At 42.1% G+C, this 21,806-nt stretch carries 21 protein-coding genes; 15 read left to right on the top strand and 6 right to left on the bottom strand.

Annotated features, from left to right (window positions below):
• The first annotated feature begins 185 nt into the window (after positions 1-185).
• Positions 186-692 carry a metallophosphoesterase family protein gene (locus LVD17_RS16190; protein WP_233760054.1) on the top strand — a complete coding sequence of 169 codons (507 nt, stop codon included), beginning with the start codon at positions 186-188 and terminating at the stop codon, positions 690-692.
• A gap of 158 nt (positions 693-850) precedes the next feature.
• On the opposite strand, the gene LVD17_RS16185 is transcribed toward LVD17_RS16190, so the two are convergent.
• Entirely contained in the window at positions 851-1,171 is a 321-nt protein-coding gene (locus tag LVD17_RS16185; protein ID WP_233768002.1) for a hypothetical protein, read from the bottom strand.
• A gap of 138 nt (positions 1,172-1,309) precedes the next feature.
• Between LVD17_RS16185 and hisS the strand changes: the two genes are divergently transcribed.
• The 5 genes from hisS (at position 1,310) to LVD17_RS16160 (ending at position 7,588) form a co-directional block, all read left to right on the top strand.
• Positions 1,310-2,680, top strand: a complete 1,371-nt coding sequence (hisS, locus tag LVD17_RS16180) for a histidine--tRNA ligase (RefSeq protein ID WP_233760053.1) — start codon at positions 1,310-1,312, stop codon at positions 2,678-2,680.
• Between the two features lie 3 nt (positions 2,681-2,683).
• Entirely contained in the window at positions 2,684-4,174 is a 1,491-nt protein-coding gene (hutH, locus tag LVD17_RS16175; RefSeq protein ID WP_233760052.1) for a histidine ammonia-lyase, read from the top strand.
• A gap of 3 nt (positions 4,175-4,177) precedes the next feature.
• On the top strand, positions 4,178-6,100 hold the full coding sequence (locus LVD17_RS16170) for a T9SS type B sorting domain-containing protein (RefSeq protein WP_233760051.1): 1,923 nt from the start codon (positions 4,178-4,180) through the stop codon (positions 6,098-6,100).
• Between the two features lie 126 nt (positions 6,101-6,226).
• Positions 6,227-6,559, top strand: coding sequence for a YbaB/EbfC family nucleoid-associated protein (locus tag LVD17_RS16165; RefSeq protein ID WP_233760050.1), 333 nt, complete (start codon positions 6,227-6,229; stop codon positions 6,557-6,559).
• Positions 6,560-7,588, top strand: a complete 1,029-nt coding sequence (locus LVD17_RS16160; protein WP_233760049.1) for a glycosyltransferase family 2 protein — start codon at positions 6,560-6,562, stop codon at positions 7,586-7,588.
• On the opposite strand, the gene LVD17_RS16155 is transcribed toward LVD17_RS16160, so the two are convergent.
• Positions 7,582-7,800: a PspC domain-containing protein gene (locus LVD17_RS16155; RefSeq protein ID WP_233760048.1), complete on the bottom strand. Its 219-nt coding sequence runs from the start codon at positions 7,798-7,800 to the stop codon at positions 7,582-7,584. The two genes, LVD17_RS16160 and LVD17_RS16155, sit on opposite strands and share 7 nt — an antisense overlap.
• Before the next feature lie 227 nt (positions 7,801-8,027).
• Here LVD17_RS16155 and LVD17_RS16150 point away from each other — a divergent pair, with 227 nt between their 5' ends.
• From LVD17_RS16150 to LVD17_RS16140, 3 genes are all read left to right on the top strand, one after another.
• A complete protein-coding gene (locus LVD17_RS16150) occupies positions 8,028-9,800 on the top strand; it encodes a hypothetical protein (RefSeq protein WP_233760047.1) in 1,773 nt (590 codons plus the stop codon).
• Between the two features lie 130 nt (positions 9,801-9,930).
• Entirely contained in the window at positions 9,931-10,908 is a 978-nt protein-coding gene (locus LVD17_RS16145; protein WP_233760046.1) for a pyruvate dehydrogenase complex E1 component subunit beta, read from the top strand.
• 22 nt (positions 10,909-10,930) lie between these two features.
• The gene (locus LVD17_RS16140) at positions 10,931-11,530 is read left to right on the top strand and encodes a GNAT family N-acetyltransferase (protein WP_233760045.1); all 600 of its coding nucleotides are present in this window, start codon (positions 10,931-10,933) and stop codon (positions 11,528-11,530) included.
• A 467-nt stretch (positions 11,531-11,997) separates the two neighbouring features.
• Here LVD17_RS16140 and ffh read toward each other — a convergent pair whose 3' ends face one another.
• Positions 11,998-13,329, bottom strand: a complete 1,332-nt coding sequence (gene ffh / locus LVD17_RS16135; protein WP_233760044.1) for a signal recognition particle protein — start codon at positions 13,327-13,329, stop codon at positions 11,998-12,000.
• 174 nt (positions 13,330-13,503) lie between these two features.
• Between ffh and LVD17_RS16130 the strand changes: the two genes are divergently transcribed.
• The gene (locus LVD17_RS16130; protein ID WP_233760043.1) at positions 13,504-14,241 is read left to right on the top strand and encodes a hypothetical protein; all 738 of its coding nucleotides are present in this window, start codon (positions 13,504-13,506) and stop codon (positions 14,239-14,241) included.
• Here the strand turns inward: LVD17_RS16130 and LVD17_RS16125 are convergent.
• Positions 14,192-15,487 carry a molybdopterin molybdotransferase MoeA gene (locus LVD17_RS16125; protein WP_233760042.1) on the bottom strand — a complete coding sequence of 432 codons (1,296 nt, stop codon included), beginning with the start codon at positions 15,485-15,487 and terminating at the stop codon, positions 14,192-14,194. The genes LVD17_RS16130 and LVD17_RS16125 overlap by 50 nt on opposite strands.
• Positions 15,488-15,500: 13 nt before the next feature.
• On the opposite strand from LVD17_RS16125, the gene moaC reads away from it, so the two are divergent.
• From moaC to LVD17_RS16100, 5 genes are all read left to right on the top strand, one after another.
• Complete coding sequence (gene moaC, locus LVD17_RS16120; RefSeq protein WP_233760041.1) at positions 15,501-15,980, top strand: cyclic pyranopterin monophosphate synthase MoaC; 480 nt, start codon at positions 15,501-15,503, stop codon at positions 15,978-15,980.
• The gene (locus LVD17_RS16115) at positions 15,977-16,534 is read left to right on the top strand and encodes an NTP transferase domain-containing protein (RefSeq protein WP_233760040.1); all 558 of its coding nucleotides are present in this window, start codon (positions 15,977-15,979) and stop codon (positions 16,532-16,534) included. The genes moaC and LVD17_RS16115 overlap by 4 nt, the downstream gene beginning before the upstream one ends.
• Before the next feature lie 66 nt (positions 16,535-16,600).
• Positions 16,601-17,527, top strand: coding sequence for a methionyl-tRNA formyltransferase (fmt, locus tag LVD17_RS16110; protein ID WP_233760039.1), 927 nt, complete (start codon positions 16,601-16,603; stop codon positions 17,525-17,527).
• Positions 17,528-17,706: 179 nt separating this feature from the next.
• Positions 17,707-18,207 (top strand): dihydrofolate reductase, encoded by a 501-nt coding sequence (locus LVD17_RS16105; RefSeq protein WP_233760038.1) that lies wholly within the window; start codon positions 17,707-17,709, stop codon positions 18,205-18,207.
• A gap of 24 nt (positions 18,208-18,231) precedes the next feature.
• Positions 18,232-19,026, top strand: a complete 795-nt coding sequence (locus tag LVD17_RS16100) for an SDR family oxidoreductase (protein ID WP_233760037.1) — start codon at positions 18,232-18,234, stop codon at positions 19,024-19,026.
• A 12-nt stretch (positions 19,027-19,038) separates the two neighbouring features.
• Here LVD17_RS16100 and LVD17_RS16095 read toward each other — a convergent pair whose 3' ends face one another.
• Positions 19,039-20,460 carry a TolC family protein gene (locus LVD17_RS16095; protein ID WP_233760036.1) on the bottom strand — a complete coding sequence of 474 codons (1,422 nt, stop codon included), beginning with the start codon at positions 20,458-20,460 and terminating at the stop codon, positions 19,039-19,041.
• Entirely contained in the window at positions 20,450-21,805 is a 1,356-nt protein-coding gene (locus tag LVD17_RS16090; protein WP_233760035.1) for an HlyD family secretion protein, read from the bottom strand. Before LVD17_RS16090 ends, LVD17_RS16095 begins: the two co-directional genes overlap by 11 nt.
• Position 21,806: the final 1 nt, after the last annotated feature.

Raw genomic sequence — 21,806 nt, 5'->3', positions numbered from 1 at the left:
CCTGTATTTTTTGGCTATTGACCTTGATATTCAAACTGAATTGTAGTGAGCAAGACAAAGCAACTTATTCTAAAATAAAGCATTCAACCTTCCTCCTCAACTCATAAGACGATCTATATAAAACCAAAACTGATTTGTGCGTGTAAAATCATCTGTATAGCTTAGAAGCCGAAATAAAAATATAGATGAAAATAGGCCTGCTTTCAGACACCCACGGACACCTCGACCCCAAAGTATTTAAATATTTTGAAGCCTGCGATGAGATATGGCATGCCGGGGACATCGGCAGTGGTGTGCTGGAACAGTTGGTAGACTTTAAGCCAACAAGAGCTGTATATGGAAATATAGACGGCCATGACGTCCGCGTGGCATGTCCTGAACATTACAAATTCAGATGTGAAGGCCTTAAAGTCTGGATGACCCATATCGGAGGCTACCCTCCGCGCTATAACCCAAAAATAAAAAGAGGTCTCCAGCTTTCCCACCCTGACATCTTTATTTGCGGACATTCGCACATCCTAAGGATAATGAGAGACCCGAAAATCAATAACCTACTCTACATCAATCCCGGAGCAGCTGGGATCCATGGTTTTCACAAGGTAAAAACCCTTGTACGATTTGAGATTGTCGGCAGGGAGGTGAAGGATATGCAGGTGATAGAGATTGGGAGCAGGGCCGCCGGGGTCCAGTGATTGCCGATTGGTGGTAAGATTGATCGGGGGTAATCAGAATGAGGTGTAAACCCGTGAGCAAACTGTAAATGGTCTAACGGTGAACTATAAACTGCGGATAGAAACGCAAAAAAGGCTGCATCGATGATACAGCCTTCCTTTTATAGATTATCTAAAGATTACTCTTTATCTTCTTTGTCTTCTTTTTTAGAAGCAGCCTTCTTGGCTTCTTTCTTTTCAGCTTTAGGCTCTTCTGATTTAGCCTCAGCTTTTTCCTTTTTTGCTGGTGCTTTAGCTTCTTTTTTCTCAGCTTTAGCCTCTTCTTTCTTCGTATCAGCTTTAGCAGAACCTTTTGAGCCTTTTTTGAACTCTTCTTTAATTTCCTCTACATCAACTGATTTTATAACAGGCTTAGCGCTCAATCTCTGGATAGTCTCCTGTCTTACTCTAGCCCTTGTTTTATTTCTTTTCGCTTTTCTTTTAAGTCTGGTAACAGCCATTTCTGATAATATTTTTGTCAAAAGAGGTTGCAAAGATACATGATTAGTATTTAATAATAAAAGGAAAAATTCAAATTAATATTTGACAGTTCGGATGGGCAACAAATCATTTGCCTGCTTTTTTGTAGCTTTGCGGCCATGAGTCAAAAACCTACACTACCCAAAGGTACACGCGATTTCGGGCCTGAACAAATGGGCAAAAGGAATTTTATATTTGGTGCAATCAAAAAAGTTTTTGAAAAATACGGCTTTATGCCCCTGGAAACTCCGGCTATGGAAAACTTGTCTGTACTAACAGGTAAGTATGGAGATGAGGGAGATCAGTTGCTTTTTAAAGTGCTTAACTCAGGAGACTTCCTTTCCAAGACGGACGAAAACGATTTTGCAGCCGGGTCAAAACAGCTGCTACCTAAAATTTCTGAAAAGGGCCTGAAATATGACCTTACTGTCCCCTTTGCAAGGTATGTGGTCATGAACCGTCATGATCTTGCATTACCGTTCAAAAGATATCAAATACAACCCGTCTGGCGAGCTGACAGACCTCAAAAAGGCAGATACAGAGAATTTTACCAGTGCGATGCCGATGTGGTAGGCACCAATTCGCTCATTTGTGAAACAGAGATCATCCTGATGATCAATGAGGTTTTTACCAGGCTTGGGATTAAGGATTTTGACATTAAAATAAACCACAGAAAAATACTTTCAGGCATTACGCAGGCCATAGGTGCAGCAGGTAAAGAAAGTGATTTCTGCGTGGCTATTGACAAGCTGGACAAAATAGGTATAGAGAAGGTGCTGGAAGAAATGAAAGACCGGGGCATCAGCGAAGAGGCTACCCAAAAAGCACTGCCTATACTTGAACTTACAGGCACCATTGAAGATAAAGTAGCACACCTTAAAAATATATTGAAGGATTCGGGCGAAGGCTTGCAGGGCATAAAAGACCTGGAAGAAATCCTCGAAACCCTTAAAGCCTTTGGCCTGGAGCAGCACAATGTAGATTTTGACGTAACGCTTGCCAGAGGCTTGAGCTACTACACCGGGGCCATTTTTGAAGTTAAGGTCAATAATGTAGGTATCGGCAGTGTAAGTGGTGGTGGCAGGTACGATGACCTTACCGGTGTATTCGGCGTTCCCGATCTTTCCGGTGTTGGATTTTCATTCGGCGTAGACCGCATCTATGATGTTATGGAGGAGTTGGGCATCTTCCCCGAAGAAGCTCTGAAGTCAACGGAAGTACTGATCATACACTTTGATGACGAGTCTAAAAAATATGGTCTGTCGGTACTTAACCGGTTGAGAAAAGCAGGCATAAAATCAGAGATCTACCCTGATTCTGCCAAGCCCAAGAAACAATTTGACTACGCCAATAAAAAGAACATCAGCTATACCATCGTCATCGGCTCTGATGAAATAGCGACACAAAAATTGTCTTTCAAAAATATGACCACCGGAGATCAGGAAAAGTTAACTCTGGAGGAAATTCTTAAACAATTATCAAAGCATTAATTAATGAACCAGATCCATTACATATCCGATAAGTCATTAACCTTAGAGCAAGTTCAGGAAGTAATCTCGGGGAACTATAAACTGGCCTTATCGCCGGAGGCCGAAGATAAAATCAGCAAATGTCGCAATTATCTTGATCAAAAGGTTCAGAATTCTTCCGAGCCTGTCTATGGCGTAAATACCGGTTTTGGTTCATTATACAATAAAAACATTTCAAAAGAAGACCTGACCAAACTCCAGGAGAACCTTGTAAAGTCACATGCCTGTGGTACGGGCGATGAAGTACCAGAGTCCATAGTTAGGTTAATGCTTCTGCTCAAAGTTCAGTCACTGGCTTATGGTCACTCAGGCGTACAGGTGGAAACGGTCAATCGTCTGATCGACTTTTTCAACAGTGGCGTTTACCCTGTGGTTTATGAAATGGGTTCTTTAGGTGCTTCAGGAGATCTTGCTCCCCTTGCTCATCTTTGCCTGCCACTCATCGGACTCGGGGAGGTTAATTATAAAGGTCAACGGTATTCGGGTAAGCAAATTAATGAAAAGCTGGGCTTCAAACCCATAGCATTCAGAGCGAAAGAAGGCCTTGCACTGCTTAATGGCACACAACTCATGGGTGCTTACGGTGTTTGGTCGTTGATTAATGGAGAGCGGCTGCTCGACCTGGCAAATATAATTGGCGCCATGTCAGTTGATGGTTTCGATGGCAGAATAGAACCTTTCAGTGCTAAAGTGCATGAGATCAGGCCTCAGAAAGGACAAATCCTTGTTGCCAAAAAATTCAGGGAGCTTCTGGAGGGCAGCGACATTATATCCCAGCCCAAAAAGCACGTTCAGGATCCTTATTCATTCAGGTGCATCCCTCAGGTACATGGTGCCAGTGCTGATGCAATTTTCTACGTCAAGGATATTTTTCTGACTGAGATCAATGGGGTAACTGATAACCCGAATGTATTCCCTGATGAAGACGAAATCATCTCGGCAGGCAACTTTCACGGACAACCTTTGGCCTTGCCACTGGACTTCCTATGCCTGGCGCTAGCCGAACTGGGTAATATTTCAGAGCGGCGTACTTACCAGCTCATATCCGGGGCACGCGACCTGCCCAATTACCTTGTGGCCAATCCGGGTATTAATTCAGGACTGATGATACCTCAATACACAGCAGCATCACTGGTGAGCCAGAATAAGCAGTACTGTACGCCTGCTTCGGCCGATTCTATTGTTTCTTCTAACGGACAGGAAGACCATGTGAGCATGGGTGCCAACGCTGCGGTCAAAACATATAAGGTAGTCAACAATTTATATCGTATTTTAGCCATTGAACTGATCACTGCAACGCAGGCATTGGAGTTCAGAAGGCCTTTAAAAACATCAGGTTACCTCGAAGACTTCATGCGCAATTTCCGTGAGCATGTTCCGTTTATAGAGGACGACCGTGTTTTATATGAAGACATAGCCAATGCGGTCGGTTTTTTAAGGACAGTTAGCCTTTGATATTTGACACAAGCACTTAAACATATTGCTCTATGCACCCTGCTACTGTTATACGCAGGGGTATCTTATGCCCAGTTGAGCAATAAAGGTTTTTTTACTGTTAATGAAGACCGCGGTTGCAATCCGCTCACAGTCACAATTGAATTAACAGCATCCGCACCGTGTATATGCAGGCAAAGCGGATGCCCCTGCAACATAGATTATGATGGTGATGGAACGTATGACCCTGTCCCGCCAATTCCAGACCCTATCGAACATACTTATACTGAAGCTGGTATTTACCAGATTGAAGTCCTTTTCCAGGGGGGTTCCGCACAGGATTTCATTACTATTGAAGTAGCGGAGAACACCCCTCCTGATTTTGATATTTACTCATGTTCCGCGGAGCGGGTAGTGATCAATATCAATGACGATAGTTTTGAAAACTATATAATTGATTATGGCGATGGTAATACTGAAACCGTACCGAGGGGAGCTGCAAACCCTCAGCATGCTTACGCCGACAACTCACAAAAAACGATATCTATACGAGGTCTGAACAACAGTGCCGAGGATAATTGTAATGCATTTAACAATAATGTCGTACCTCTTAACACTATTCCTGCAGCCAGCATCACTGCGCTGGAAATGATTGATATGAACACCCTGGCCCTGGAGTATAATTTGCAACCTGACATCCTGTACGAGTTACAGATATCTCCCTCCGGCAACACTAATTTTAGCCTGCTTAAAAAACCTGTAGATGAAAGCACCGTGAGGGATACCATAACGAATCTCAATATGGCAGATACTTACTACTGTTTCAGAATAGCTTCCATAGACCCCTGCTCCAATACTGTAGCTGCTTATTCCAACGAGATCTGCAGCATTGATTTTAATCTGACCCCGGAAAGTGATGTTAATAAGCTTACCTGGCAAACCGGCAACACGGCAAGCTTTGATATTATAAGAACGGGTGATGATCCTCTGAACTATAATAATCGTCCCGGAGCAGAAAGGGCTTTTGATGATACTAACGTGCAATGCGATACTGAATATTGCTATACCCTTATAGGCAGGTATGCAAATGGAGCCACTACAACATCTCTTGAACAATGCGGTCTGGCTTTCAGCTCCATACCTCCTGATCAAATCAATAATATTTCCGCTATGGTCTCGGAAAATACCATAGACCTGTACTGGGAAGTGCCTGCCAACCAAAATGTAACTGAGTATCAAATCAAGAGAAGTAACATAACCAGTGGTTTTATTCCTGTCGGAGCCAGTACGACTAATGAATTTCAGGATACCGGCGTGGCTACATCACAGCAATCTTATTGTTACGAAATAGCTTCTACTGATGAGTGTGGCAACAAAAATCCGCAAAGTATTATAGCCTGCTCCATCCTGCTCAGCGGCTCTGCTCAGAATGACAACACCATCACCTTGACATGGAATGAATACCAGGGATGGGAAAATGGTGTGGCAGGTTATACCATTGAAAAATCTTATCCGGGTGGTGGAACGTCGCAGCTCAATGCTGGCAGCAACACTCTGACAGATGTGGATAATAACAATAATGAACAAGTGGTATTGTACGTGGTAATAGCCCAGGCTAACCAGGCCGGCATACCCAATTCAACATCCAACACTATAGAGGTTATCAAACCTGTCAATATCTATTACCCTAATGCTTTTACACCTGACGGTAACAACAGGAATGAGATTTTCAGGATCAATGGAAGATTCATTGTGAGCTATGAGCTCAACATCTTCAACCGGTGGGGCGAATTGATATTTGTTTCTGACAATATGGACGACGGGTGGGATGGCACAATGGATGGAAAAATACTCCCCCTCGGCACTTACGCATTTGTAGCTAAAATGCAAGATATGGCCGGTAGGGAGATAACAAAAACAGGCACAATCCTGCTTTTACGAAAGTAAAATATTTAAAATATCAATCAATGTTTTGAAATTGATATTATCCAATACATTTTTGCGGTCCGATTTATGAAACTCTTACCTTTCGACAAGGGTTTTATATAACTAACTCATCTAAATTTATTAGCTATGTTTGACATGATGAAGATGATGGGCAAAATGAAAGAGGTGCAAGCCAAAATCAAAGAAGCCCAGGAAAATCTCGTACATATTAAAGTGACAGGAGAATCAGGTGGCGGTATGGTCAAAGCTACTGTTAATGGAAAAAAAGAAGTAATTAATATTGATATTGATCAGGATCTGGTAAAACCAGAGGATAAAGAAATGATGCAGGACCTGGTGGTAGCAGCGGTAAATAAAGCTTTGCAGGAAGTAGAAGTGCTTGCTAAAGAAGAGTTAAAAAAGAGTACCGAAGGCATGCTTCCCAACATCCCCGGCCTTGATCTGGGCGGATTAGTCTAAATGGAAAAAACCGCCATTGTTATTCTTAACTATAACGGGGAAAAATATCTTCGTCAGTTTCTTCCTTCTGTAATTACTCACAGTACCAATTGTCGTGTTATTGTAGCCGACAATTGTTCTACTGATAACTCTATTGAGTATGTAAACCAACATCACCCGACAGTTGAGATCATAAAATTATCAATCAATGGAGGTTATAGTCTCGGCTACAATGAAGCTCTCCGGCAGGTAGATGCGCAGTATTATGTGTTGCTAAACTCTGATGTTGAGGTAACTGGTAACTGGGTTGCTCCCGTCATAGATATGATGGAAAGTGATCCGGCAATAGCAGCGGCACAGCCTAAAATACTTTCTTTTCATCAAAAAAATGAATTTGAATATGCCGGGGCAGCCGGTGGCTTTATCGACACTTTGGGCTACCCATTTTGCAGAGGGCGTATTTTCAATACATTAGAAAAAGACTCGGGGCAGTATAACGATATCAAACAAATCTTCTGGGCTACAGGTGCCTGCCTGTTCATCCGTGCTGATATTTTCCATAAAATGGAGGGCTTTGATCCTGATTTCTTTGCCCATATGGAAGAGATAGACCTCTGCTGGAGGATCAACAGTGCGGGTTACAAAGTAATGTATAATGGCAACAGTACTGTATACCACGTTGGTGGAGGTACGTTGCACAAGTCCAACCCAAGAAAAACATATCTTAATTTCAGAAACGGACTTTCACTTATTTACAAGAATTACAGCACGCTTGAGTTGTATGTTAAAATGCCCCTTCGTATAATGCTGGACGCTATAGCATCAGTAAAGTTTATGTTCTTCGATACTTTTGCTGATGGAGCTGCAGTAATAAAGGCACACTTCGACTTTTTGAGAGATTTAAAGCGAAATTACAAAAAACGAAGAGCTGCACAGCAAAAGAAGATCCGTCAGGCCGAAACCATATATAGAGGCTCCATAGTGTTAGAGTACTTTATAAAAGGCAAAAGAAAGTTTAAAGCATTGAATATGTGTCGTACCAATCAATAATACCACACGGAGTTTTTCCTCCTCCTCAGGTGTTTTCTCATATTCATGATAAACGCCATGGCGAGATAAATGATTAGAGGTGAACCAAAAGTAAGGAAAGAAGCATAGATAAAATACAGACGGATACTGGAGCTGGCAATCCCTAATTTCTCTCCCATTCGCGAACACACCCCGAAGGCATACTTCTCAAAAAAATGCTGTAACTTTTTCATTTTGAGGCCCTTTAAGATTGAAAAAAAGCATCCCAGTAAACAATTACGTCACTTAATCCTTATTATTGTGTGACTTACCGACAAATATGCGCCTTTACAAATATAATAAGCATATTATCAAAAGTCACTTAGTTATTTCTTATTTTTTTTAACTATTATTGCAATAATTATTATAACCTATAATTTTGATATCCTAAAATTCAACCAGACATTAAAAAACGAAACCAATGAGAAAATTATTCTACGCTATAGCTTTGTTTGGAGTGTTATCCCTTTCAGGTTGTGCACTCAACCAAATGGTTAAAATGGCGGAGGACCAGAACTTAACCGTTACTCCCAATCCTTTGGAGGTACACGCAGACACTGTTGCTTTTGAAATGTCAGCTAACCTTCCTGTAAAAATGCTTAAGAAAGGTAAAGTATATTCTATCAATTCTTTCTATAAGTACGGGGATAACGAAATGGCGCTGGAACCAGTTCAGTTTAAAGCTGAAGATTATCCAAATGCCAACGAACAACAGCCCAAACAAACTAAAGAGTATGCTTTTGCTTACGCGCCTGCGATGAAATCGGGTGTACTTCAGGTTCAGGGTGTAGCCTCTGACCCTAAGAACGGAAAAACAAAAGAAACTGAAAGAATGGATGTTGCTCCGGGTGTGATCACCACTTCTAAGTTAGTAGAGCCGGTTTATTTCGCAGCTTATGCTGACCACGGTTATAACAATCAGGAAGAGCTGATCCCTACAAGAGTAAACTTCTACTTTGATCAGGGAAGTCCTGTTTTGAAATACTCTGAAAGAAGAAGTAACAGAGGTGATAAACTTTCGGCTTACATTGCTGAGAAAAACGCAACAAGAACAGTAACTATTACTGGTACTCACTCTCCTGAAGGTGCTGAGCGCATCAACTCCAGACTTGCCAAGCAAAGAGCTGAAGCTATCCAGGAGTTCTATAAGAGAGAAATGAGAAAATACGACTACAAAGGACTTGCTGATTCTATCAAGTTTATCACTAAGGATGTAGTTGAAGACTGGAGTGTATTCAAAGATTCATTAGCGACTTACGAAGGTATCTCTTCTGAGGAAAAATCAGCTTACCTTGATATCGTTAATGGTCCTGGTACTTATGAGTCTCAGGAAGATGCTCTTCACAAATTACCTACTTACAACAAAGTTTTCAAAGAATTGTACCCTAAATTAAGGGTTGCAAAAACTGAGATCCTTACTGTAAAAGAAAAGAAAACAGATGCTGAAATTTCAGTATTGGCTAAGCAGATAGCTGATGGTAGTGCTTCTGCAGATACACTTTCTGAAGAAGAACTGATGTACGCTGCTACTTTAACTCCGTCACTTCAAGAGAAAGAAGCTATCTTCAAAGCTGCTACCAAAAAGTCTGATAGCTGGAACGCTCACAACAACCTGGCTGCCGTATACATTGCAATGGGTATGGAAGGAGACAAAGATAAGTATGCTGATATGGCCATGACTCAGCTGGAAATAGCTGCTAATAAGAAAGAAGCTGCTGAAGTACATGCTAACATGGCTACAGTAGAGATGATGAAAGGCAACCCTTACAAAGCATACTCTCACTTGCAAAAAGCAAACTCTATGAGCCCAGGCAACGAGCTTAGCCAGGGTATCAGCGGAGTTAAAGGTTCTGCAGAGATCATGATGGCCAAGTATGGTGAAGCCGTTTCTTCTACTTCTAATGCAGAGGATAATGCTACTAACCTTTTCAACAAAGGTTTGGCTCAGCTTTTAAACAAAGACTACCAGAATGCACTTAACTCTTTCAAAGAAGCCACTGAGAAAGATAGCAACATGGCTATCGCTTTCTACGGTGCTGCTATCTCAAGTGCGCATTTAGGTAACGAAAGTGATGTGTATTCAAACCTTGAAAAAGCAGTTGCTGCTAACCCTGAGTTAAAAGGCAAAGCTTTGGAAGATCTTGAATTTGCTACTTACGTAACTAACGAGCAATTCAGAAATATTCTGAAATAAGATTAGGTTTATTAAAATTATTGGGAAGCCCTGAAGAAATTTCTTCAGGGCTTTTTTATTTTATGATAATGCATTTTGTGGTTAATGTCTCGAATGCTATTTTTACAGACCAATTTTTAAACCCGATAAAATGAGAGAAATACAATTTAGAGAAGCTTTAGGCGAAGCCATGAGTGAAGAAATGCGCAGGGATGAAAAGGTATTCCTGATGGGTGAAGAAGTAGCAGAATACAATGGCGCATATAAAGTAAGCCAGGGCATGCTTGACGAATTCGGACCGGAGCGCGTAATAGACACTCCAATCGCTGAACTTGGTTTCGCAGGTGTTGGTGTTGGTGCTGCTATGAATGGCCTGCGCCCCATCATCGAATTCATGACCTTTAACTTCTCTCTGGTGGCTATAGATCAGGTGATCAATAGTGCTGCCAAGATGATGTCTATGTCAGGCGGGCAATTTCCAATGCCAATTGTATTTCGCGGGCCAACCGGTAATGCAGGTATGCTTAGTTCTCAGCACTCGCAAAATTTCGAAAACTGGTATGCAAACTGTCCCGGACTAAAGGTAGTTGTTCCTTCTAACCCTTACGATGCCAAAGGTCTGCTTAAGTCTTCTATAAGAGACAACGACCCCGTTATCTTCATGGAGTCTGAACTCATGTACGGAGATAAAGGTGAAGTGCCTGAGAGTGAATACCTCATCCCTATCGGTACTGCAGATATCAAAAGAGAAGGCTCTGACGTTACTATAGTAGGCTTCGGTAAAATTATGAAGGTGATCATGGAGGCAGCTGAAGAGGCGGCTAAAAATGATATATCCGTTGAAGTAATTGACTTGCGCACGGTTCGTCCGATTGACTATGCCACTGTTGTGGAGTCAGTGAAAAAGACAAACAGGTTAGTAATAGTTGAAGAAGCGTGGCCACTGGCTGCCATCAGCTCTGAGATTACATACCATGTTCAGAAGCATGCCTTTGATTACCTGGACGCCCCTATCCACCGTATCAATAGCATGGATGTGCCGTTGCCGTATGCGCCTACACTTATCGACGCCATATTACCAAGTGTAAAGAGAACTTTAGACGCAGTAAATTCAGTTCTTTACAAATAACACAACCTGAGTTGACATTTCAATGACAACAGCCTACGGCAAATCAGGTTTTTCCAAAAGTATAAAGGAAACTGACATTTTACTTATAGAAAGCGAACGGCTGATCATACGCAATCTTCAGGTCGATGACCTGAAGAATTTTCTTGCCTATCGTACAGACCCTGAAGTTTGCCGCTATCAGGACTGGGAAGTGCTTGATGAAGAGTTCGCGCGTAATTTCATAGACGAGCAGCAGCACAAGACAATTGATGACCTTGAAGAATGGATACAGCTTGGCATAGAACTGAAAAGCGAAGAACAGCTAATCGGTGATCTGGCTTTACGACGTCATGACCGTAACGGCTCAATTGTAGAAATAGGATATGCGATAAGCCCCGCCTATCAGCGTAGGGGCTATGCCTATGAAGCTGTAAACTGCATCATACACCATTTGTTTGCTGAACATGAAGTTCACCGTATAACCGCCCGAATCGATCCCAGGAATGAGGGTTCTTTGGCCCTGCTTAACCGCCTGAACTTTGTACAGGAAGGATGTATCAGGAAGTGCTTTTATGATGAGTTTGACCAGGAGTGGGTTGATGAAATCATGTTTGGCCTGCTGAAAGAGGATCATCTTCGGTGATTTTCGGGTAGGCACCAACAAGAGAGGGGCCAGTGGAATGTGTTGGAAAACACTAACTTTTCACCTCTATGTTTAACAGACACTTGTTCCTCCAGGTCTTTTCCCGACAGACCAGGTTTCAAACACCCTATTCGATCAGAGAGTGTATTTCGGTCAAATTTGACGTATTATGTGTTGTAGTGTGAGACTCATGCTCACCAGGAAAATAGGGAATCCTATGTTTTGAGGCTAATACCTCTCTCTCTGTACTAACAAACAGTTAAGCTTTACCAAACTTTTGAAAGTTAAGTAAAGCTGCAATTTAGTTCTGTTCGTTGTAGTTCTAAAGCCTATCGAATAGTAAGGTAAACCTATACCTGATTCTCTTCAAGCAAATGCTCACGTAGAGAAACTCAATAGAATTTCGGGCACAAAAAAAGGCCAGAACGGATAGTCTTGACCTTTTAAAATATAAACTTGAATTATGCTTATCTGCCAAATGGATTAAGTGCGGCCAGGCCTTTCTTACCGCCTCCCATTTTATTCATGGTCTTCATCAGTTTCTTCATGTCATTAAATTGCTTGAGCAGGTTATTCACCTGTTGTACTGATGTACCACTACCATCGGCAATTCTTTTTCTTCTGCTACCATTAATGAGTTCAGGGTTCTCCCTTTCATCATTGGTCATGGAGCGTATAATGGCTTCAATCGGTTTAAAGGAGTCATCATCAACGTCGATGCCTTTCAATGCCTTACCCATGCCAGGGATCATCCCCATAAGGTCTTTGATATTACCCATTTTTTTAATTTGTTCAAGCTGAGACAGGAAGTCATTAAAATCAAACTGGTTCTTGCGGATCTTCTTATTTAACCTGCGGGCCTCCTCTTCATCAAACGTCTGCTGGGCTTTTTCTACTAATGAAACCACGTCACCCATTCCCAGGATCCGATTGGCCATCCTGTCGGGATGGAACTTGTCAATGGCATCCATTTTTTCACCAGTACTGATAAACTTAATGGGCTTGTCTACCACACGGCGAATTGAAATGGCTGCACCCCCACGGGTATCACCATCCAGCTTTGTAAGCACTACTCCATTAAAATTCAGCCTGTCGTTAAATGCCTTGGCTGTATTCACGGCATCCTGACCTGTCATGGAATCCACCACAAACAATGTCTCAGATGGGTTCAGTGCTTCTTTGAGCTTTGATATTTCATCCATCATCGCCTCATCCACGGCCAAACGACCGGCAGTATCGACAATGACTATCTTTTTATTGTTGTCTTTTGCATGCTTGATTGCATTATTAGCAATTTTTACAGCGTCTTTATTCTCTGGTTCAGCGTAAACCTCAACGCCAATCTGCTCACCAAGAACCTTCAACTGATCAATCGCAGCCGGACGATAGATATCGCAGGCTGTAAGTAATACTTGCTTGCCCTGCCCTTTAAGATAGTTTGCCAGCTTTCCGGAAAAGGTGGTTTTACCTGATCCCTGGAGACCGGAGATCAATATAACGGCAGGGTTTCCGTCCAGCTTGATATCCTCATGGGTGCCTCCCATAAGTTCTGTAAGCTCATCGTTTGTAATTTTAGTTAAAAGCTGGCCAGGAGATACAGCGGTAAGCACATCACGTCCCAGTGCTTTTTCTTTAATATCATCCGTAACTTCCTTGGCTACCTTATAGTTAACATCGGCATCGATTAAGGCTCGTCTTATCTCCTTAACCGTTGTTGCTACGTTGACCTCAGTAATGCTCCCCTGCCCTTTTAAGGTTTGAAAAGCCTTCTCTAACTTAAAACTTAAATTATCAAACATATCTATTCCGTATTATAGGCTGCAAAATTAATGATTCCAAAGGTTATAATGAAAAAGGATTGTATCTTTTGCGCTATTTTAAATGATCTGTTGTAGGGAAAAGGCTTGCGCTATTATAATCAAATACTTTTTAAAGTTTTTTTCGTACCTTGTCTTTTTTAAACTAACTATGATATGCGACTTTTATTGATCCCCATTCTCTTTTGCTGTTCATGCGCCTCGGTATATATTCCAAATTCCCGAAACATGCCTATTATAGATCACGGAGGGGAAGTAACTGCTTCATTAAAAGGAGGCAGCACAGGTTTTGAAGGTCAATTAGCCTTCTCTCCTATTGACAGGTTTGGCATAATAGCAGACGGGTTATATAAAAACAGTTCTACAAGTGAAACTGATGAGGATTATCAAAAGCATGAGTACCTGGGTTTTGGAGCAGGCTACTACGAGCCCATCTCTCACTGGGGTGTTTTTGAAATATATGGTGGTTATGGCAAAGGGGAAGGCTCAGCACAGGATGATTATGTATTCTTCACCAATAACACTGAATATGCCACGGGGAAATACAGACGCTACTTTGCTCAGCCCGGGTTCGCACTTAAAAAAGAACATATAGAGTTAGGATTTTGCTATCGGATATCACGGGTGGAATTTTACGAATTTGAAGATAGTAATATCCAGGACATAGAAATCAGCAACACTATTATGGAACCTGCTTTTGTGTTTAGGGCTGGTGGTAAAAACATCAAAATGGACAGTCAGGTAGGTTTCAATATACCCATGCATGAAACAGAATTTGAATTTCCTGTATTCACTTTATCTGTTGGTGTAATGCTGAGGTTAGATTTCAGTAAAAAATCTTTGTCTAAAAACTCCGGCGATACCGAAGCACCGGAAAAATTTCCCCGCCCTTAAATTCAGTCCTTTCAGAAGGTAGCCGGAGAAAGGCATCAGCTTCCAGTAAATTAGCCAGATCTCCGGAGCCTTGGCCCGTAACAGGAGTAGCCAACAGCTGCCCTTGGTTTAAGGTTAGCTTCACCTGAAGAAAATAGGTTAAAGGAGGCTGAAAATTAAAGTCTGTAGTAAGGCTGGCCTCTAATACCTGATTATTAAGCTTATAACATTTCTCTAACCAAGGCAATGTATATGTATAAAAGCACATAAATGTTGACACAGGATTACCCGGCAAGGCAAATATGACAGTTGGAGAGTTCCCCTCCTCTCGCACCCCGAACCAAAACGGTTTGCCCGGGCGCTGTTTCACGCCATGAAACAGTTTTTTGACCCTTAACTTCTCCAGTATTTCCGGTACATAATCTTTCTTACCTTTGGAAACTCCCCCACTTAAAATAATTGTATCGTATTTTTCTACAATCTCCCTGAGCTTAGTTTCAAGGGCATCTTTCTCATCATTAATATGAAAGGCATGAGCCTCATACCCGTCAGCCTGCAGAGCCGATTGAAGGGCATAAGTATTGGACCGTCTGATCTGATATGGATTTGGCATCTCATTTACATCGACCAATTCATCCCCTGTACTTACGATTGCAACTTTCAAGTGCCTGACTACTTCAACAGTATGCTTGCCTACGGTGGCCAGTATGGCTATCTCTGCCGGGGAAAGTATTTGGTTCTTATGAATAAGGACATCATCCTGTTTTCGGTCGGTACCTTTTAAGTGTACGTTTTGAAGGAGCTTAACTTCATCAATGCGCACTCTGGCCACATTGTCTTCAATCTCCACATCTTCATAACGTATAACCACATCCGTATTTTGCGGCAACATGGCACCAGTCATCACCTCAATGCAGTTTTGCTCTTGTGAAAGCCTTTGCTGCGGTGCGCCTGCGGTCTGCATGCCCTCCACATAAAACTCCCTGCGCCCCTCCTGCCATGCATTGGAATTAACAGCTATACCATCCATCATTACCCTGTTAAAGGGAGGAAAGTCCCTGTCTGCACTAACATCTTCCTGCAATACCCTGTCAACAGCACTTTCCAATGGCACTTTTTCTGTTCCAGGTTCTATAGTATGGGACATCACAATGTCAATCGCTTCCTCTACCGAAATCATTTTTGTACTTTTGTTTAGTTTAAAGATAAACTGGTAATTGTAAGGCCTGTCGTTATGCCAGCGCAGGCAAAACATACTTTCAACCATAAATTTTAAGAGCGTGAAAGATAACAAATTCACTCATATTGATCCTTCGGGAAATCCAAAAATGGTAGATGTTTCTGATAAATCGGTTACAAAGCGTACTGCCATAGCTCAATCCAGGATCAGTGTGGGAGAAGAAATTCTCTCATTGCTTCAAAATGACGAAATTCATACAAAAAAGGGACCTGTATTCCACACATGTATCATTGCTGGTATTATGGCTGCAAAAAAAACTTCAGAGCTGATACCTTTCTGCCACCCCATAGCACTGGATGATTGCAAAATAGAGGTCGTAGTAGAAAGTAATGAAATTGTAATTACCTGCTCCACCATTACCACGGCAAAAACCGGTGTGGAAATGGAAGCACTTACCGGTGCTTCTGTAGCTGCTCTGGCTATTTATGACATGTGTAAGGCGCTGTCTCACGACATAGTGATAAAAGAAACACAGCTGATGAGCAAAACAGGTGGCAAAAAGGACTTTCTCAGAAAATGAAGGTACCGGAGTTGTACGGACTGGTGTTGATTGGCGGAGAGAGCCGGAGGATGGGCAAGGATAAAAGTTTAATCAGCTATCACTCAACAAACCAACGTAAGCATAGCTTCGACCTGCTATCCCATTTTTGCCGCTATGTGTACTTGTCCTGCAACACCAATCAGGCAAAGAGCATTACATTACCTTTTATAGAAGACTCCAATAACTATAAGGGACCGCTGAAAGGGATTCTCAGCGCGCAGGAAGAATTCAGAGAGGTGGCTTGGTTGGTTTTGGCTTGCGATATGCCTTTCGTTGATGAAGAGGTATTGAGTATATTGGTAAAACATCGCGATCCAAACGCAATGGCAACATGTTTTTATCATGGCTTTCCCGAACCTCTGTGTTCAATATGGGAGCCGACTTCATATAGAGTACTGATTGATTTTGTGAACTGCGGAAACTTCAGGCCAAGACATTTTCTTGAAAAACATCCGGCAAACTATATTGAAACTACCCGTGAGGTACAGCGTAAACTACGCAACCTCAATTCACCCGGAGAAAGTGTGAATTGAGGTCAAACAAATTTGTTAAGAAGATAAAAGAGGCAATCTTTGCACCTTCCTAACCTCAGTTATGCAATGAAGGATCTTCGAATCACATATATGGGCACACCGGATTTTGCGGTGCCTTCACTTGAAATACTTCTTGAGAACAATTTCAACGTGGTAGCGGTAATTACCGCACCGGATAAACCAAAAGGCCGCGGACAAAAGTTAATGACCTCACCGGTCAAAGACTGTGCAGTAAAGTACAATTTGCCCGTTTTACAACCAACCAACCTTAAAAGCCCTGAATTTATAGAGGAGCTTAAGAGCTACAATGCCAACCTGCAAATAGTTGTAGCTTTTCGCATGCTGCCTGAAGTGGTATGGAATATGCCGGAAATAGGAACTTTTAACCTTCATGCATCACTTCTTCCTCAATACCGTGGAGCTGCCCCTATCAACTGGGCCATAATTAATGGAGAAAGGGAAACGGGTTTAACTACTTTTTTTCTAAAACATGAGATTGACACCGGAAAAATAATCTTCCAGGAAAAGGAAAGCATTCTGGAAAATGACACCGTGGGAGATTTGTATATAAGGCTGATGAAAAAAGGCGCTCAACTCGTGCTTAAAACGGTCCGGGCTATCCAACAAGAGGACTACCCTCAGACAGATCAAAATGAAAATCAGGAGTTAAAAAAAGCTCCGAAAATTTTCAGGGAGACATGCCAGATAGACTGGAAACAGTCGACAGGTAAAGTATACAACTTTATAAGAGGATTGTCGCCATACCCGGCTGCCTGGACGGAAATAACCGGCAAAAACCTGAAGTTATATAAAGTTGAAAAGCAGGAAATGATTAAGGAACTAAATGGACTGCAACCGGGACAATATGTATCTGATAAAAAAACTTATTTACATTTCAGAACCGAGGATGCGGCTATTAGTGTAACCGAATTGCAGATAGAAGGCAAGCGCAGAATGGGTATTGAGGAGTTTTTAAGAGGAAATACAGTTTAACAGAAATTACAACCGGGCTCTGAGCTTAATAAGCTAAACTTTTCACCCATTATTTTCTAAGCTCAATGGCCCACTCTGTCAATGAGCTGGTGCGGGTATTTTTATCCGTTTCAATATCTGCAAACAATTATTGTCCTTATTTATTTCTTATATTTTAGGATTATAAGAATTTTTGAAAGATGAAGATATCAATGATCGCTGCTGTAGCAGAGAATAATGTTATAGGTAAGGATAACGACCTCGTGTGGAACCTACCGGATGACATGAAGTTTTTTATGAGTAAAACCTCAGGGCACCATGTAATTATGGGTAGGAAAAATTATGAATCTATTCCTCAAAAATTCCGCCCGTTACCCAACCGCACCAACATAGTAATGACTCGACAAAAGTCTCTTAAAATAGAGGGTACACATGTAGTACACAACCTGGAAGAAGCCCTTCAACTGGCCAAAGCCAATGATGAAGACGAGGTTTTTATTATCGGAGGCGGTGAGATCTACAAATTGGGGCTTGATGTAGCTGATATCATGTATCTTACCGAAATAAAAGCTTCATTTGATGGAGATGCCTTCTTTCCTGAATTTGATCATTCCCAATGGGAAGAAACTGAACGCATCCATCATAGTACGGATGAGAAACATGCATATGAGTTTGACTTCGTAACTTACAAAAGGAAGTGATTTACACCGGTTTAATGGCTGCTCATGAATATTAAAAACAAAGTTATCTGGATTACGGGAGCTTCATCAGGTATCGGGGAAGCACTTGCCTATGCTTTAGCAAGAAAAGGTGCCAGGCTGATACTTTCTTCCAGAAGAAGAGATGAACTTGAACGTGTCAGAACTTCATGTGAGGGGAAGGAAGAGCGTATTCAGGTTCTGCCACTTGATCTGGGGCAACGTGACACTTTGAGACTAACCACCGAGGCCGCCATCCAGATGTTTGGTCATATAGATATATTGATCAATAATGGTGGCGTTAGCCAGCGCGCTTTGGCCAAAGATACCACTCCGGAAGTTGACCGGAGGCTTATGGAGGTCAACTATTTCGGGACGGTGGAGCTTACCAAACATCTTCTCCCGCATTTTATAAACCGTAAAGCAGGCCACTATGTAGTTGTGACGAGCCTCGTGGGGAAATTCGGAACCCCTTACCGGTCTGGATACAGCGCTTCCAAGCATGCTTTACATGGCTTTTTTGATTCATTACGAGCGGAAATATACAGTAGCAACATTAAGGTTACCATGGTCTGTCCGGGTTTTATTAAAACCAATGTTTCTATCAATGCGCTAACTGAAAAAGGAGAAAAACTTAATCAGATGGACAATGCCCAGGCCAAGGGTATGCCGGCAGATGTGTTTGCCAAAAAAATGATCAGGGCAATTGAATCGGGCAAAAACGAGGTTTACATTGGAGGCAGAGAGGTTTATGGTGTTTATCTCAAAAGATTTTTACCCGGGCTCTTTGCACGTGTAGTACGAAAAGCACGGGTAAGATAAGTTGTGAAACCTTTACAGGTTTTCTCCAAGACTAATCCCTGCTGACCAATACAGGTAGGCTTCATTCTTTTTGTAGGTTGTATTGAGTTTAAGTAATTTACTCCTTGCCTCGATCAGTTTATCCAACTGCAGGTTGAGTTTAAAGAGGTCACTTTCTCCATTTTGCAGATTTAATCTTTCGGCTATTACTACAGCATTATAACCCGCCACCATTAGACGCTGGTTCTCCACAATCTGAATGGTATTAACCAACTCGTTATAATGACTGTTGATCTCATTGATCAGCTCTCTCTCGCGATAATCACGCTCATAGTTATTATCGCTAATTTTTAGTTCTGCCTGGCTAATTTTGGCCCGCTCCTTTCGCAGAAAAAGGGGAAATGAAAAATTCAGCCCTACTTTGTAATTGTTATCCAGGCTTACATCGGTTTTATCACCGTTAGCATTAAATGGCTGGTCGAGCAGGTAATATCCCACATCGAGCCGGGGTTTCAGGTTTTCCCGGGCAAGCCTTTGATCTATTTGAAGTACTTCATTTTTAAGCTCCAGCTTTCGCAGTTCAGGATGGTTATTCCTGGCCAGATCCAGTAATCGGGCAAGTTCTTCTTCGGATGTTTGTGTAAGCACTACTACTTCAGGCACAGCACCTCCCTGTAATTCAAGAGGGATACCAGAGGCCGTCCATAAGTGATTGGAAAGTTGCAGTGCTGCATTGGTTTGCTCAACATCTGCCTGTTGAAACTCTATTTTTCTTTTTTGCCACGTTATAAATGCCTGCACAGTATCAATAGCGGCAGCTTCACCATATTGAAACGCCATTCGGGTACGATCAAATATATCCCTGGCTATACTTATACCTTGCTCTGCCAGTTTGAAATTATTGTAGGCATTATACCACTCCCAATAATCTACCGAGGCGGTCAGCAACAGTTTATTAATAAGTTTGACCTGTTCGTATTCAGCCATCTCCTGAAAAACAAGTGCCTGTTTCACTACCGCTCTACGTTCATCGATAAACAAACCTCTGCCTACTGATACAGACACTCCTCCATAAACCTGACGATGATCAGAGGTCTCTGAAATGTACTTCTCAGGGTTAAGGTATTCTCCGGAGTTTTGCTCTACCCCGATCTCGGGATTAACAGGGAACCAGACTGGTATTTTTAAAGCTCCTTTAAATGTATTGTAGTATTCAGTGTCTTTAAATGACTTCTTACTCCAGGTTGCTTCTATTTTAGGGTCAAAATTTCCACGGCTCATTCTTACGTCCTGTGCCGCCTGCTCTGATAGTAGCTTTGCTTGTTTAACAATCGGATGGTGCTCAATGACCAGCTGATGAAAATCAGCATAGGTAAAAACGACACTATCAGCAGGTTGAGCCATACCGGCTACAGATAAAAAGCAAAGCGTATAAATAATGATATTACTTTTCATTCTTCTTTTCTTCTGACTCTGTTTGACTTTCATAAAGGCTGGGAGGAAATCCGTTGAGCTGTCGCCAGATCTCATACCAAAGCGGCACATCATCAAGCATAATCCATCCTTTGGCACCAGAGCCTAATCTCACCTGTTCCGGCCATTCTTCATCATCCGGGTCCGGTGTGATCAGTATCCTGAACTTTCCGTTTTTTGTATTCACCCTGTCTATTATTTTCACTATTCCTCCAAAGGAACCTACAGAAACACTGGGCCAGCCTGAGAACTGCAACGCCGGCCATCCGTCAAATTCTATTCTCACTTTTCTGCCGGTGGATATAAGCGGCACATCCATGGCCTTTACATAAAGCTCAACGGCTTTGTCTAAAGACTCAGGAATAACAGAAACTACAGGTTCTCCTTCTTTGATAGTTTCTCCTATGCCGGCTTTGAGGGCTTGTACAATGTACCCGCTTTGAGGTGCCTGAAGATGATATTGCTGGCTGCGAATCTGCATATTTGCAATTTCATTTTTCAGCTTGGACAGCTCCGCTTCAGCCTCATAGACTTGGGAAAGTGTAGCGTTTCTATCAGATTCTGCTTTATTAATTTTATCTCCGTACTCTGCATTAACTCCTGCTATATTAATTTTCGCATTGATCACTTCGGCCTTGCTTTGAAGAAATTTATTCTCAGCCGAAACGAGCTTCATTTTACTTTCCTGCAGTTTTGATTCAATATCCTGAAATTTGGTAAGTGCTATGTTGCCGGCCTCATAGAGCACCTTATTTCGTTCGTACTGGTTTTCAAAGTTGGCATACCTGACCTTCTCAGCCTGAAAATCCACACTGTCGCTGGTCAGCTTGAGCCTGGCCTGCAAGTACTTATTTCTGGCCTGATTTAGTTTTACATCAAGCGCCTCCCTCAATGCTGCCAATTGATCTCGCAAAGCTTCAGCTTTATCGCGCTTAGCCTCCAGAGCATTGCCCTTAGCTGTACGTTGTTCCTCAAGACGCTTCAGGAGGTCAGGGTCAAAGTACTTATCTTTTATTTCCGAAAGAGTGAGGATAGTATCTCCTTGCTTAACGTACTCTCCCTCCATTACCTTCCATTCTTTGATCCTTCCGGCTATTGCACTTTCGACTGTCTGAGGCCGATTCTGAGGTGTAAGGGCAGTTACTTTACCTTCACCCCTTATGTTTTGTTGCCAGGGCAGAAAAAGGCAAATTATAAAGATAACCATAAAGCCCAGCAGCCATTTTGCCAATACCTTACCCGCATCAGGGGTTTTGAGAGTTTTGAGGGTATAAAGTTCATCCTCATTTACCCGCTTTTTTATTGATATAGATGATAAGTTCAGCATC

Origin of the sequence: Fulvivirga ulvae, assembly GCF_021389975.1 — a bacterium.
Taxonomy (GTDB): Bacteria; Bacteroidota; Bacteroidia; order Cytophagales; family Cyclobacteriaceae; genus Fulvivirga; species Fulvivirga ulvae.
The sequence above is the reverse complement of the archived record's forward strand: the minus strand, read 5'-3'. Positions and strand labels throughout refer to the sequence as shown.